This window comes from Hymenobacter sp. UYAg731, from assembly GCF_054061335.1.
The window spans coordinates 1-13,119 of the sequence record NZ_JBSSEC010000005.1 but is presented as its reverse complement, the minus strand read 5'-3'; the positions used below and the strand labels follow the sequence as shown (position 1 = coordinate 13,119).

Genomic DNA, 13,119 nt, shown 5'->3' with positions numbered 1-13,119 from the left:
CCCGCTTCCCATGAAAAACCTGCTGGTTCCCACTGACTTTTCCGCCGAATCGCACCACGCCTTTAGCGTTGCCCTGCAACTGGCCGGCCGGGTGGGTGCCGGCGTGACGCTGCTGCACGTGCTGGAAGTGCCCGAAACCGCCAACTTCAGCACCTACGGCGGCCCGGTAGGAGGCTCGGAGCTGCCGAACAGCGACGGCGGCTCGGACGACGGGTTCATGATTCAGCTGCTGCAAGCCACCAAGCGGCGCATGCGCGGGCTGCTGGACGAAGCCGGCCGCACCGCGCCCAACGTCACGGTGTACGACATGGTGCTGACGGACAGCACCGGCCCCGCCATCCTCCAGGCCATCGAAACGCAACACATTGACCTGGTAGTCATCGGGGCGCAAACGCACTCGGCAGCAGAGCACCTGCTCAACGGTTCCAATACCGAGGAGCTGGTTCGGTTGGCGCCCTGCCCGGTGCTCACCGTCAAATACGCCGTGGCGGAGTTCGCCCCGCGTCGCATCCTGTTCCCGTCCGACTTCACGGCCGAAGCCGACCAGGCCGTGCCCGGCCTGCGCCAGGTGCAGGCCCTTTTCCCCGAGGCCGAGCTGCACTTGCTGCAAGTGGTGGAAGCGCAAGAGAAGCACGCCGCCGCGCAGGCCCGCATCCTGGATTTCGCGCAACGCCACGGCCTGAAGCACGCACAGCCTGCCGTTTTCACGGACGACAGCGCCGTTTCGGGCATCTCCGCGTATGCCCGGCAGGTGCAGGCCAACCTGTTAGTCGTTCCCACCCACGGCCGCACCGGCCTCAGCCGCCTGCTGCACACCAGCATCGCCGAAACCGTGGCCACCCACGCCTTCCCGCCAGTGCTCACCTTCAAGCTAAACAACGCCTAACAATAACCCTACCGCCCCCTCTCCCGACAACGCCCGGCTGGTTATCCAGTCAGGCGTTGTCGGTTTCCAGCCCGAAGCATTAGGTGATGCAGGGCTCGCGCAGGTCGATGAAAATGAGCCGCCAGCGCCCGCCCACACCCGCCGATTTGGCGAAGTGAAACCGGAAGCCAGTGCAGGTTTGCAGCACCGTGCGCCCAGTGCGCCCTTGCGCGGCCTTGCCCTGCGCCGCAGTACCGCCCTTCACGGTAGCGCTCGGCCAGAAGTCCAGAGCCCGGAAATCGGTAGCTGGTCCGGTAAAACAGCCCTGTTGCGCAAATCCCGCGTTGCGTGCGGTTTGCAGGCCGCAGTCGGCTTCAGGCAGCCGCGCTAGGCTTTGCAACTGCGGGCAGGTCATCAGCTGTTTATCCAGCGAAAACAGGGGCAGGTTTTGGTTGGCGCGGCGAAAAGCGCCGGCCTCGGCCACGCGCGTCACTAGCGGCACAGCCCCGGGCTGCTCCAGAACCCAGAGGCCAAATTCCGGGTCGATGAGCTGGTTGAGCACGGTGGCGTCGTGGCCGCGCAGGGCACCTTCCAGCAGCAGCCAGGCCCCGGCCACTGAGGTGTCGGCGGGCATCACGGGGTTTTCGGTCCGGGCGGCGGCCGAGTCGGGTTTGGGTGGCACATCCGTGGCCACCAGCGGCGGGCCTTTGCCGGGCTGTTCGTCGGGCATGCCGTTGGGGTTTGGAGGGTTGCAGGCGGCGAGCAGCAGGGCTAAGGCGGCGTAGGCGAGGAGGGATGGAAGGCGCATGGGGTCGAAAAAAAGGTTTGAATGGCACATGCAGGCTGCGCGGGCACCCAATGGGCACGACGTTCTTTTAAGCTATTGCGGCATCGCTGCCTACACCCACGGAACGGTGTGGTAAACCGACCGAGCGCTGGGCCGCGCCAGCGTTTCCGGATGCTGCGCGCAACGTGCGCAGCAGGCTTCCTGTGCCGTGTGGTGCCCGGCGGCGCGCAACACCAGCACCGGAATTTGGGTGTGGTAGGCCTGCGTTTTGGCGTAGCAAGCGGCAAAGTATTGCACCAGCTGCCCGGCACTGGTGGGCGCGATAACCAGCAAATCGGCGTGTTCCCGCGCGCAAAACTCATCCACGCCTTCCAGCCGCGCCTCGTCCTCCACAAGGTGTTCGGTCACCGGCGCGGCCCAGGCCAGCTGCGCGGCGGCGGTATGCAGGGCCTGTTTCAGGGGCCGCCGCCGGGGCCGGTCGAGGGGGGCGTAGAATTGCACCAGCTCCAGCGGGGCCGGAAAAGCGTCGGCCAGGGCCGAAAGCCGGTGCATAAAACGCTTATCCAGCACCCCGAAATCGGCGGAAAACACCACGCGGCGGGGCAGCGAGCGCCGGCCCGCCGGCACCACCAGCACCGGGCAGGTGAGCAATTCGGCCAGCGCCGCGGCGTGATTGTCGGGAGCCGCCTGCTGGCAGCAGTCGATGGGTTCCAGGCCCATCACCACCAAATCGGCCGCGCACCGGATGGCCTCGGCCTGCACATGGTCGGGCAAACGGCCCGCCAGCACGCGGTAGCTGTAGCGAATCCGGCGGCCGTCCTGGCGGGTGAGCTGCTGGTAGCGCAGGCGCTCAACCAGGCTGCGCAGGCGCAGCTCCGCGGTAGCCAACACGTCGGCGGCTCCTGCCGGAGCTGCGGGAATGCAGTGCAGCAGCACCACTTCGGCCGGCCAGCGCACGGCCAGCTTGTTGGCGTAGGCCAGCGGGTGCTCGGCGGCCGGCGTGTGGTCGAGGGGAACGAGAATGGTTTTCATAAGCAGAAACGGCGGGTGGCCAGTTGATGGGAGAAGTGATAAAGAACCTAGTGGCAGTAATGCACCGTGGCCGGTTGGGCCGCGCCGGCACTGGTGGCGGGCGGGCGCAGCTGCGGGCTGAGGTAGGGGATGCCCAGCCCCAGCCCGCGCACGATGAACGCCACCGCCAGTACCGAAGCCGCGTAAGGCACCGCATGGCGCAGGCGGGTGCGCCAGCGCAGCGGCACCAGCCACCCACTCAGCGACAGCCCAAACATGAGCGGCAGCGTGCCCAGGCCAAAACAGGCCATGTAAGCCGCCGCGCCCGCCACGCCCGGCGCGCTCAGGGCCCCGGCCAGGGCGAGGTACACCAGGCCGCAGGGCAGCAGGCCGTTGAGCACGCCCGTGGCATACAAAGCCGGTAGGGTAGGGCGCTGAAACAGGCGGCCCAGCGTGTTTTTCACCCAAGCCAGCGGCTGATTCAGCCCGAGCACAACGGCCAGGCGGCGGGCGTAGCGCTCCGGCACCGCCACCAGCAGCAGAATCAGCACGCCCGAGGCGATGGACAGGCCCTGCTGCACTCCGGCCAGGCGCAGGCCCTGGCCTATCAGGCCGGCCCCAGCCCCCAGCGTGGCATAGGTCGTGACCCGGCCCAGGTTGTAGAGCAAGCGGCCGCCCGCGTAGCGCAGCGGTGCCGTGGCCGCGTCCGCGCCGCCGGGCAGCGCCAGGGCAATGGCCCCGCACATGCCCACGCAGTGGAAGCTGCCCAGCAACCCAAACAGGAATCCGGCCCAGAGCATGGCTTATTTAAGAAGAAGGTCTTGTTCGATGAAGTAGGCCTGACCGCCCGCCGTAAATTCAAGCTGCACCCGCCAGAAGCCCAGCGCCATTTTGCTGGTGTTGATGGACTGCTGCAAATCAGCGGCGGGCCGCAGGGGCACCGTGAAATCCAGTTTTTGATTGGATGGGCGGAAGAAGTGGACTTGTCCGGCCACCGACTGCCCTGCCAGCGCGGCGGGCAGTTGCAGGTTCAGGCGGCGGCTGGCTGCATCGTAGCGCACCTGCACGGGAGTGAGCAGGGCGGCAGCGCGGGCCACCGCGTCGATGCGCTGCTGGTGGGCCAGCTCTTGCTGGTAGTAGTCGGCGCTGACCAGGTTCACATCGGTCTGCATGGCCTGGTACACCATCGAGCCGATGTAAACGGCAAAGAGCACGAACACCGCCACGATGGCATAGGGCCAGGGGCTGCGTTTGGGAGGGGAGATGGCCGGGTTGGTCATGGGTTTTTGAGAGTTGAGAACGGTCATGCTGAGCTTGTCGAAGCATCTCTACCGCTTCGTTCAACGGTTCGCCTCACGGGACCCCGCCGGGGCTGGCCCCTCTCCTTTTCGGAGAGGGGCCAGCCCCGGCGGCGCGGTAGAGATGCTTCGGCTACGCTCTGCATGACGGCCTTTTAGGAGCTAGCGCTACTGCGAGGGACCGAGAAACTTGGTGCTGGTTTCGGAAATCTGCTGGCCGCCGCTGAACAGGCCGATGCGGATTTTCTGGTTGGTGCGGTGCAGGGCCGTGCGGGGCAGCTCGGCAAAGAAAACGCCTTCCGTGATGCCCTGCGCGGGCAGTTTCAAACCGCTGGTGCCGATGAGGGAAATCCGGCCCTGGGCGGGTTCGAGGATGCGCAGGGTGATGGGGTAGCGGCGGTTGGTTTTGTTGATGACCGAAATGTTGTAGAGGTTGGTGATGATGCCGTGGTCGGTTTTCTGGTACAGCTGGCCCGGCGTGCGCAGCACCGTGGCCTCCACGTTGGCGCGCGACACCAGCAGGCCCGTAAGCACCGCCAACAGCACCAACAAGCCACCCGACAGCGCCTTCACGCGGCCCGTGAAGCGGAACCTGGTGCCGTTGGCAATGCCGTTTTCCGAGGCGTGGCGGATGAGGCCCTGCGGCAGCTGCACCAGGTTCATGATGGCGTCGCAGGCATCGATGCAGGCGGTGCAGTTCACGCATTCCATTTGGGTGGCGCCGTTGCGGATATCGATGCCGGTGGGGCACACCTGCACGCACTGGTGGCAGTCGATGCAGTCGCCGGTGGTGCGCGCCTGATTTTTGTGGAGCTTTTCGCGCGGCTCGCCCCGCTGGTAATCGTAGGCCACCACCAAGCTGTCCTGGTCCAGCAATACGCCCTGCAAGCGGCCGTAGGGGCACACAATGGTGCATACCTGCTCCCGAAACCGCGCAAACACCGCATAGAATACGCCCGTGAACCCGACCATGGCCGCCAGCCCGCCCAGGTGCGCCGTCAGCGGGTCCGTCACGATGGCCACCAGCGCGTCCGAGCCGATAATGTAGGCCAGAAAGGTGTTGGCAATCAGAAACGACACGGTCAGGAACAGCCCGTGCTTGGTGGTTTTGCGCCAGGTTTTGTTCCAGTCCCAGTCGGCGCGGTCCAGGGCCTTTTGCTGCGGAGCGTCGCCTTCCAGCCAGTACTCGATGCGGCGGAAGACCATTTCCAAAAAGATGGTCTGCGGGCACACCCAGCCGCAAAACACGCGCCCGTACACCACCGTGAACAGGATGATGAACACCAGAAACGTGAGCGTGGCCAGCAACAGAATGAAGAAGTCCTGCGGCCAGAATATTTGGCCCAGGATGATGAACTTCCGCGCCGGCAGATTCCACATCAGCAGCGGCAGGCCGTTGAGCCGCAGCCAGGGTCCGGCAAACAGCACGGCCAGCAAGCCGTAGCTCAGCCACTTGCGGGCGCGGTAGAGGCGGCCGGCGGGCTTCTTGGGGTAAAGCCACACCCGCTTGCCCGCCGCATCCACCGTGGCAATGGTGTCGCGGTAGGCGTCGGCGGGCTTGAATGGGGTGGGGAGCATGAGCGGGGTTGAACAGTTGGATGCCGCGCCCTTACAGCGTGGCCACGGGTTTGGCCACGGGTTTGACGGCCTCTTTTTCGCCCTGCGGCGGCTTGGCATTCGCGGGCTTGGAGCCTTGTAAACTCAGCGCATAGGAGGCGACCTGCAGAATCTGCTTGCCCGAGAGCTTGCCTTTCCAGGCCACCATGCCTTTGCTGGTGATGCCGAACTTGATGGTTTTGTACACGTGGTTCAGCTCGCCGCCGTGCAGCCAGAACTCATCGGTCAGGTTGGGGCCGACTTTGCCCTCGGCATTGGCCCCGTGGCAGGGGGCGCAGTTGGTGGCGAAAATGCTTTTGCCGCTGCCCAGGTCGGCGGCCGTGGTCAGGGCCAGGTAGGTGGTGAGCTTGGTCGGGTCGTCGGCCCCGGCCGAGATGAGTAGGGCGGCCTGGCGCATCTCGGTTTCGTACTCGGCTACCTGCAATTGGCCCTTGCGGGTGACGTGGTAGTAGCCCATGTACACGAAAGCAAACACGATGGTGAAGCCAAAGCCGTACTTCCACCACGGCGGCAGGTCGTTGTCGAACTCGTGGATGCCGTCGTAGTTGTGGTCGAGCAGCTCGTCGCGGTACTCGCCGCGCACCAGTGTGGCGTCGCCCACCAGCAGGCCCAGCACCTTGCCGCTCCAGGTGCCATGCACCGTGGGCAGGTCGTAGAGCTGGCGCAACTGCGGCTTCATCTGCACCACGATGGTGATGCCCACCAGCAGCAGCACCAGTAACAACACGCCTAATAACCCCAGCAATAGCCAAAATAATTGCTCTTGCTCGTTCATGCCAGCGGCCTTGGTGGGCGCGATTGCCCCGGATGTTTGAGCGCGGGCCCCACCGCTCAGCAGCAGGCCAGCTACGGTCAGCAGTTTCAGCTGCGCGCTTTTCGCTGGGGCTAACATGGGGGATTGGTGTTATCGGCGGCGGGTTGCTCGTTGTCCAGCGGGAGCATGCTCATGGTGTGGATGTGCTGGCGGTTGACGACCAGCACGTACACTAGCAGGGCCAGGAAAAAGAGGAAAAATATGGCGAAGGAGATGAGCGGGTAAATCGCAATGCCCGTGATGGACTGCAGGACGTTCTTTTCCATGAGGAGGAGAGTGTTGAAGGCTTGGGTTCATTCGAACGTCATGCTGAGCGCAGTCGAAGCATCTCTACCGCTTCGTTGAATCGGTTGAATTAATCCTGCGGTAGAGATGCTTCGACTGCGCTCAGCATGACGTTCCTTTTCTGTTTGGCAAGCAGCGCCTACTGCGCGGCCGCCGCCGCTTGCTCGGGTTTCACCTTGATATCGGTGCCGAGGCGTTGCAGGTAGGCAATCAGGGCCACAATTTCCTTGTCGGATTTCACAGCTATGTCTTCCTTTTTCAGCGCGGCCACGATGCCTTGGGCCTGGCCTTGCGCGTCAGCCACGGCCTGGCGGTCGAAGCCGGCGGGGTAGGGGGTGCCCAACTGTTGGAGCACCCGGATTTTGGCGGGCAGCGTGCTGTAGTCGATTTCGTTGTCGAGCAGCCACGGGTAGGGCGGCATGATAGAGCCCGGCGACATGCTGGTGGGGTCCATCATGTGGTTGTAGTGCCAGGAGTTGGGGTATTTGCCGCCCACGCGGTGCAAATCGGGCCCGGTGCGCTTGCTGCCCCACAAAAAGGGGCGGTCGTACACAAACTCGCCGGCTTTGGAATACTCGCCGTAGCGCTCGGTTTCGGAGCGGAACGGGCGCACCATTTGGGTGTGGCAGTTCGAGCAGCCCTCCTTGATGTAGAGGTCGCGGCCCTGCAATTCGAGCGGCCGGTAGGGCTTCACCGAGGCAATGGTGGGCACGTTGCTCTTCACCAGGAACATGGGCACCATTTCGATGACGCCCCCGATGAGGATGGCCACCGTAGCGCCCAGTGCCAACTGAAACGGGCGGCGCTCCAGCCAGCGGTGCCAATGCTCGCCGGTGGCGGGCGCGACTTCGGCGGCGGGCAGCAGCGCGGGGGCCTCGGCCATTTCATTGGCGACCAGCACGCCAGCCTTGGCTGTTTTGTAAAGGTTGTACATCATCAGGAACACGCCGCTCAGGTAGAGCAGGCCGCCCAGGCCGCGCAGGTAGTACATGGGCACAATCTGGAGCACGGTTTCCAGGAAGTTGGGGTACTGCAGCATCCCCTCACTGTTGAACTGCTTCCACATCAGCCCCTGCGTGAAGCCGGACCAGTACATCGGAATGGCGTAGAACAGGATGCCGAAGGTGCCCAGCCAAAAGTGCGTGGTGGCCAGCTTGGTGGAGAACAGCGGCGTTTTATACAGCCGCGGCCACAGCCAGTAGAGCATGCCGAAGGTCAGGAAGCCATTCCAGCCCAGGGCCCCGACATGCACGTGGGCCACAATCCAGTCGGTGAAGTGGGCCAGGGCATTCACGTTTTTCAGCGCCAGCATGGGGCCTTCGAACGTGGCCATGCCGTAGGCCGTGATGGCCACCACGAAGAACTTGAGCACCGGCTCGGTGCGCACCCGGTCCCAGGCTCCGCGCAGGGTCAGCAGGCCGTTTATCATGCCGCCCCAGCTCGGCGCAATCAGCATGATGCTGAAGGCCACGCCCAGGCTTTGGGCCCAGTCGGGTAGGGCGGTGTAGAGCAAGTGGTGCGGCCCGGCCCAGATGTAGATGAAAATCAGCGACCAGAAGTGAATGATGCTCAGGCGGTAGGAGTACACTGGCCGCTCGGCCGCTTTGGGCAGGAAGTAGTACATCAGCCCCAGGTAGGGCGTAGTGAGGAAAAACGCCACCGCGTTGTGGCCGTACCACCACTGCACCAGCGCATCTTGCACGCCGGCGTACATCGAATAGCTTTTCATAAAGCTCACCGGCAGGGCCATCGAGTTGACGATGTGCAGCACGGCCACCGTGATGAAGGTGGCGATGTAGAACCAGATGCCCACGTACAGGTGCCGCTCGCGCCGCCGGGCAATGGTGCCGAACATGTTCCAGCCAAACACCACCCACACCACCGTAATAGCAATATCAATCGGCCATTCCAGCTCGGCGTATTCCTTGGAAGTGGTCAGACCCAGCGGCAGCGAAATGACGGCCGAGACGATGATGAGCTGCCAGCCCCAGAAGTGAATTTTGCTGAGCACGTCGGAGAACATCCGGGTCTTGCACAGGCGCTGCAAGGAGTAATACACGCCCGTAAAAATGCCGTTGCCCACGAAGGCGAATATCACGGCGTTGGTGTGCAGCGGCCGGATGCGGCCGAACGTGGTGTAGGCGTTGCCCATGTTCATTTCGGGCTTGGCCAGTTGAAAGGCGGCCAGCACCCCCACCAGCATCCCGATAATGCCCCACACCACGGTGGCAATGCCAAAGTCGCGGACAATCTTGTTATCGTAGAAGAAAGTTTCGATGCCGCGCACGGGCGGCGGGGCCACCAGCAGCGGCAGCGTATCCGCAATGGGTAATTCTATTTCAGCTTGCATGGCCTGAGCAGAGGGTTTTTTACTGCTTCAAAGGTCCCGCAGGGGTGTTTTGGGGAGGATGACGAAAATCAGGACGGCGGCTGATTGATGTCAGGCGACCGTTTGGTCTTTACCCGGAAGGGAAGGCTCATCTTCAAAAAGCATCCGCACCGCGGGCGTGTAGGTGTCCTCGTACTGGCCCGAGCGCACGGCCCACAGGAAGGCGCCCAGAAACGTGAGAGCCACCAGCAGGCTGATACCGATGAGCAGGAAAATGATGGTCATGGAGCAGGTTGAATTTGTAGCTAAATTCTGGAAGGACGGTCATGCTGAGCTTGTCGAAGCATCTCGCTCGCAGAGTCTTCACGATTGAATTACTGCTGCACGCGAGATGCTTCGGCTACGCTCAGCATGACCGTCCTTTTTGCGCAGGCAGGTAGTTACAAATGCCGATGGCGGGCGGCGTAGCGCACCAGCAGGGTGGCAAATACCATCACGCTAAGCGAGCTGATGGGCATGAGGATGGCCGAGGCAATGGGCGTGAGCCGGCCCAGCACCGCCAAACTCAGGCCAATGCCATTGTAGCAGAAGGAGAGGCCGAAAGTGGCCAGCACGATGTAGCGGCAGTCGCGGGCGAAGCGCAGGATGGTGGCCAGCCGGCCGAAGCTGCCGGCTTCGAGAATGGCGTCGCAGGCGGGCGAGAAGTTGGTGAGCGTTTCGGTGAGGGCAATGCCGACGTCGGCTCGGTGCAGGGCCCCGGCGTCGTTCAGGCCGTCGCCCACCATCACCACGCGGCGGCCCTGTTGCTGCAAGGCTTCCACATACGCCAGCTTGTCGAGTGGCGACTGCTGAAACCGCAACTCAGCCCCAGCCCCGAACAGCTGGCGGAGCGGGATGACGTCCGCGTTGTTGTCGCCGGTGAGCAGCGCCAGCTGGTAGCGCTGGCCCAACTCTTGCAGCAGCTCTGGCAGGTGCTCGCGGTACTGGCTGCGGATGTCGTAGCACCCGGCTGGCTGCCCGTTCAGGGCCACGTACACGCGGGTTTGCTGGTCCGGAGGGGCCATTGCGGGTGTGCCAGCCCCGATAAATGCCGCCGAGCCCACGCGAACCAACGTACCCGCCACCCGGCCGCTGATGCCCTGGCCAGGGGTTTCAGCGTACTCTTCCACCACAAAGCCGGAAGCTCCCAAATGCGCGGCCAGGCGCTGGCTCAGCGGGTGCGTGGAGTGTTGAACGAGAGCCGCCACGCGCTGCGCATCCTCGTTGGCAAGAGCCGGGCCGTAGAAGCTGACGGGGGAGCGTTGCGTATCGGTGAGCGTGCCGGTTTTGTCGAATACCAGCGTGTCGGCGCGGCTCAGGGTTTCGATGACGGCGGCGTTTTTTAGGTAGAGCTGGCGGCGGCCCAGCACCCGCAGCGCGGCGCCCATGGCGAAGGGCGTGGCCAGCGAGAGGGCGCAGGGGCAGGCAATGATGAGCACCGACGTGAAGGCGCGCAGGGCCATTTGCGGGTCCGTGGGGTACCAATAGAGTGCCGAGGCCACGGCCAGAGTCAGCGTGAGGGCCACGAAGTAGCGGCCGACGTGGTTGGCGTAGGTTTCCAGCGTGGGCCGGGTTTCCTTCTCGAAGGCGGGGTTGTTCCACAGCTGCGTGAGGTAGCCCTGCGAGACTTCGCGCACCACTTCCAGCTCCACGGCCTCGCCCACCTGCCGTCCGCCGGCATACACCACCTCGCCCACGGCCTTCGCAACGGGCAGGCTCTCGCCCGACACGAAGCTGTAGTCAATCAGGCCCGCGCCGCACCGCAGCACGGCATCGGCCGGAATAATTTCCTGGTGGCGCACCCTGATGCGCTGCCCGGCCAGCAGCTCTTTCACCGACACCGACCGCTCGCCGGCTTTGGTAAGCCGCGTCACGGCCACGGGGAAGTAGGAGGTGAAGTCGCGGTCGAAACGCAGCGCGTCGTAGCTGTGCTGTTGCACCCACTTGCCGATGAGCATGAAGAACACCAGGCCCGTGAACGAATCGAAGTAACCCGGCCCGCGCTGCGTGAGCACGTCGAACACGCTGGTCGTGAACAGGGCCATGAGGCCCAGGCTGATGGGGAAATCGAGGTTGATGTAGCGCTGGCGCAGCCCCTGCCAGGCCGACTGGTAGAAGCCCCGCGCACTCACCAGCAGCACCGGCAGGGCCAGCAGCAAGCTAAGCCCGCCGAAAAAGCGCCCGAAGGTGGCGTGCAGCCCTTCGGTGAAGGAAAAGTAGTCCGGAAAGGCCAGCAGCATCACGTTGCCGAAGCCGAAGGCCGCCACGCCCAGCTGGTAGTACAGCGTGCGGCTGGCGGCGTGGGGCTGCACGCCCAACTCGGCCAGCGTAATCTTCGGCTCGTAGTTGAGGGCCGCCAGCAGGGTCACCACGTCCTTGAGGCTGGTGATGGCCGGCTGGTAGCTCACCGTGAGCTCTTTGCGCAGGAAATTCACCCGCGACTCCCCAATGCCCGCGTTCAGCTTAAAGAGGTTTTCGAGCAGCCAAATGCAGGAGGCGCAATGCATCTGCGGGATGCTGAGCGTGAGCCGCGCCAGCGTGGGCGACCGAAACGCCAGCAGCTGGCTTTGCACCGATTCCAGGTCGAGGTACTCGAAGCGGCTGAGCAACTCCACGGTTTCCACGCGCTGGCCGGGCTGCGCATCGAGGCGGTAGTAGCTGCACAGGTTGCTGGCCGCCAGTAGCTCGTACACAGCGCGGCAGCCGGCACAGCAGAAGTGCAGCGCCTCCTGCCCGGCCAGCTGAATGGGCTCGTCGGGGCAGTCGTCGCCGCAGTGGGTGCAGGCAACGCGGTTCAGGGTTTCGGGGGCAGCGGTAAGGGGCACGGGCGGGCAAGCTGAGGATAGCCCCAAAGCTCCGGTTTGTGGCCCCTCGGAAAGCTGATGAAAGTCAGCGGCAAGGCTGATTTTTCTCAATCGGACTTACCGGAGTATCAGGGTGCGGGCGGTTTTCAGGCACTTCAGAGAATGCGGCGCGCCATTCGGTAGGAGTTTCATCAGCCCCGGCCGTTGCCCCGGCAGCCGACGAAACGCGCTGCCGCATCCATTCTTTGCCGGGGGCAGGGCTTCCGGTTTGAGCGTTTACGAAACTCATCTATGCGGAGCATTTCGTGAACGACGAATCATAGACGGGTTTCTTAAACTCGTCCCGCGTTATAGGCGTAGGCTGGCCATCGGGTGTAGGCCGATTCCTTGCGTTCAGCGAAAGCAGCCGTTAAATGGACTTTAGAGCGCCTTGTCAATCACCGAGTAGGAATCGAAGTCAACGCCCATCAACCGATTGTTCTGAAAAGAGTAGTGATAGATGATGCCATTCAAGGCGGACTCAACGCTGACGATGCGAATGCCACGGACCTTTTCGGCGGGAACAGTCACGAAATATGCGCGCAGGATTTCGAGCAGGGTTTGGCCTAGGCGAACGCCATTGACCAACCTGATTTCTGGGTCGACTAGGTGCCCGGAGACGACGGTGGCCCCTTCCTCGGAATCGTCGTAGAATTTTATCGCGCTGTTCCGGAAGCGAAGCAGGGTGTAGGGAAAGGGGTCGCCTTTGTAGTGGGACACGCCCTTCTGCACGGTAAACAGGGGGTAGCGCGTGGTCAAGGCCGTGGCCTTAGCGACTCGTCCGAACGGATATAGCACCGCTTGGTCAGGGGACACGACCACCAAAGTGTCGAGTTTGCGGTAGGCGTCGTAGGCTTCTTCTCCCGGTGGCTTCGTGACGAGTTCCAGCGTGTCGGTGCGCTTGACTGGCGGCAGAGCGTCCGCCGCTTTGGGCACTGCGGCTTTCCTTTCGCTGGCGGGTTCGTGCTGGCAACCAGCCACGGCCGCGAATCCGAGCAGAAACAGGGTACGGGGGGAAAACATGTGAAACGAGAATAAACGAGCAGAAAATGGTCGACTTGACCTAAAGCTACGCGAGCCATACTTGCAGCCTTCTTTCAATAAGACATGCCTAGCAGCAGTTCACGAAAAGGGTGGTGGCTGTTGCAGAACTCGGGTTAAGCGGTTGCGTTTTTAGGTAGCGACTTTGCGATTGCCCAAACGGGCGCTTTGGGGCGCCTGTTTCGCCGCC

General features: G+C 63.4%; 12 protein-coding genes. 1 reads left to right on the top strand and 11 read right to left on the bottom strand.

Annotation, left to right across the window (positions count from 1 at the left end; translation table 11 throughout):
• The first annotated feature begins 10 nt into the window (after window positions 1-10).
• Window positions 11-886, top strand: coding sequence for a universal stress protein (locus tag ACVWYF_RS15900; protein WP_457069739.1), 876 nt, complete (start codon window positions 11-13; stop codon window positions 884-886).
• A 79-nt stretch (window positions 887-965) separates the two neighbouring features.
• Here ACVWYF_RS15900 and ACVWYF_RS15895 read toward each other — a convergent pair whose 3' ends face one another.
• The 11 genes from ACVWYF_RS15895 to ACVWYF_RS15845 all read right to left on the bottom strand — a co-directional run bounded on the left by ACVWYF_RS15895 (window position 966) and on the right by ACVWYF_RS15845 (window position 12,911).
• Window positions 966-1,673: a hypothetical protein gene (locus ACVWYF_RS15895; RefSeq protein WP_457069737.1), complete on the bottom strand. Its 708-nt coding sequence runs from the start codon at window positions 1,671-1,673 to the stop codon at window positions 966-968.
• 90 nt (window positions 1,674-1,763) lie between these two features.
• On the bottom strand, window positions 1,764-2,684 hold the full coding sequence (locus ACVWYF_RS15890; protein WP_457069735.1) for a universal stress protein: 921 nt from the start codon (window positions 2,682-2,684) through the stop codon (window positions 1,764-1,766).
• Between the two features lie 47 nt (window positions 2,685-2,731).
• Window positions 2,732-3,463, bottom strand: coding sequence for a sulfite exporter TauE/SafE family protein (locus tag ACVWYF_RS15885; protein ID WP_457069733.1), 732 nt, complete (start codon window positions 3,461-3,463; stop codon window positions 2,732-2,734).
• 3 nt (window positions 3,464-3,466) lie between these two features.
• Complete coding sequence (locus ACVWYF_RS15880; RefSeq protein WP_457069731.1) at window positions 3,467-3,943, bottom strand: FixH family protein; 477 nt, start codon at window positions 3,941-3,943, stop codon at window positions 3,467-3,469.
• Between the two features lie 186 nt (window positions 3,944-4,129).
• The gene (gene ccoG, locus ACVWYF_RS15875) at window positions 4,130-5,539 is read right to left on the bottom strand and encodes a cytochrome c oxidase accessory protein CcoG (RefSeq protein ID WP_457069729.1); all 1,410 of its coding nucleotides are present in this window, start codon (window positions 5,537-5,539) and stop codon (window positions 4,130-4,132) included.
• Between the two features lie 31 nt (window positions 5,540-5,570).
• A complete protein-coding gene (locus ACVWYF_RS15870; RefSeq protein WP_457069727.1) occupies window positions 5,571-6,470 on the bottom strand; it encodes a cbb3-type cytochrome c oxidase N-terminal domain-containing protein in 900 nt (299 codons plus the stop codon).
• Window positions 6,464-6,658 carry a hypothetical protein gene (locus tag ACVWYF_RS15865; protein ID WP_457069725.1) on the bottom strand — a complete coding sequence of 65 codons (195 nt, stop codon included), beginning with the start codon at window positions 6,656-6,658 and terminating at the stop codon, window positions 6,464-6,466. Before ACVWYF_RS15865 ends, ACVWYF_RS15870 begins: the two co-directional genes overlap by 7 nt.
• Before the next feature lie 158 nt (window positions 6,659-6,816).
• Entirely contained in the window at window positions 6,817-9,027 is a 2,211-nt protein-coding gene (ccoN, locus tag ACVWYF_RS15860; protein ID WP_457069723.1) for a cytochrome-c oxidase, cbb3-type subunit I, read from the bottom strand.
• Window positions 9,028-9,117: 90 nt separating this feature from the next.
• Window positions 9,118-9,291 carry a cbb3-type cytochrome oxidase assembly protein CcoS gene (gene ccoS, locus ACVWYF_RS15855; protein WP_457069721.1) on the bottom strand — a complete coding sequence of 58 codons (174 nt, stop codon included), beginning with the start codon at window positions 9,289-9,291 and terminating at the stop codon, window positions 9,118-9,120.
• Window positions 9,292-9,446: 155 nt separating this feature from the next.
• Entirely contained in the window at window positions 9,447-11,870 is a 2,424-nt protein-coding gene (locus tag ACVWYF_RS15850; protein ID WP_457069719.1) for a heavy metal translocating P-type ATPase, read from the bottom strand.
• A gap of 399 nt (window positions 11,871-12,269) precedes the next feature.
• Window positions 12,270-12,911, bottom strand: coding sequence for a hypothetical protein (locus ACVWYF_RS15845; RefSeq protein WP_457069717.1), 642 nt, complete (start codon window positions 12,909-12,911; stop codon window positions 12,270-12,272).
• Window positions 12,912-13,119: the final 208 nt, after the last annotated feature.